This window comes from Coprococcus sp. AF21-14LB (genome assembly GCF_003458885.1).
Taxonomy (GTDB): Bacteria; Bacillota; Clostridia; order Lachnospirales; family Lachnospiraceae; genus UBA9414.
On the sequence record NZ_QRVX01000127.1, the window covers coordinates 1 to 1,147 of the forward strand.

The following is a 1,147-nucleotide window of genomic DNA, read 5'->3' on the forward strand; positions in this document are numbered from 1 at the left end:
AAAGTAAAAAAAATTTGATATAAAAAAAATTGATGAAAATATGATCAAAAAATTATTTGAAAAAACGTCACGGAAGAAAACTTGATTGGAATAATCTTAGAACATATTCAGAAAAAATGCAGTGGGAAAAATTATTTGATAATGATCCGAGAAAGGTGATATGTTCAGATAAATTTGCAGTAAGAGAATGGGTAAAAGGGAAAATTGGGGAAGAGTATCTTATTCCTTTAATAGGCGTATGGGATAGTGCAGAAGATATAAATTTTGAAAAATTACCTGATCAGTTTGTGCTAAAAACAAATTGTGGGTCAGGAGATGTAATAATAATTCGCAATAAATCAGAGTTGACAGAAAAGCAAATTAGAGGTTACAGAGCAAAATTAAACTATTTTTTAAAAATGAAGTTTGGATATAATACTTGTGAACTACATTATAACAAAATATATCCCAAAATAATTGCAGAGAGTTTTATAGATAGTAAATCTACAGATTTGCAAGACTATAAATTTTTATGTTTCAACGGAAAAGCACATTTTTGCTGGGTAGACATAGGCCGTTATCATGAACATAGGCGAAATATATACAATATGAAGTGGGAATTGCAAGAGTGGCATCAATATAACTATGGTATATACGAAAAAGATGTAGAAAAACCGGTAAATTTTGAAAAAATGGTTATGCTTGCTGAAACACTTGCGGAAGGTTTTGCACATGTTAGAGTGGATTTGTATAATGTCGAAGGGAAGATTTATTTTGGAGAAATGACATTTACAAATTCTAGTGGATTTGAAAAAATAGAGCCAGAATCAGCAGATATGATGTTAGGTAATTTATGGGAAATTGACACATCAATAAAAGTGTAAAGCAAATAAAAAAATAAAAGTGAGGTAAAATAATTGAATAAGCAAAGTTTATCAAAAAACTTTATCTTTCAATTTATGTATCAAGGATTAATTCTTATTGTGCCTTTGATTTTGTCTCCATGTTTAACAAGAACATTACAGGAAACCGCAATAGGTATTTATTCTTATACTAATTCAATAGCGTATTATTTTGTGATTTTATCGTTACTTGGTATTTCGCGTCATGGACAAAGAATTATTTCTCAAAGTTCAGAAAACAGTATAGAATTAAGAAAAAATTTTTT

At 28.6% G+C, this 1,147-nt stretch carries 2 protein-coding genes; both read left to right on the top strand.

Annotation, left to right across the window (positions count from 1 at the left end; translation table 11 throughout):
• Positions 1–56 precede the first annotated feature (56 nt).
• On the top strand, positions 57–863 hold the full coding sequence (locus DWX73_RS13315; RefSeq protein WP_118349136.1) for an ATP-grasp fold amidoligase family protein: 807 nt from the start codon (positions 57–59) through the stop codon (positions 861–863).
• A 33-nt stretch (positions 864–896) separates the two neighbouring features.
• A partial coding sequence (locus DWX73_RS13320) for an oligosaccharide flippase family protein (protein ID WP_242996918.1) occupies positions 897–1,147 on the top strand: 251 nt, incomplete at its 3' end.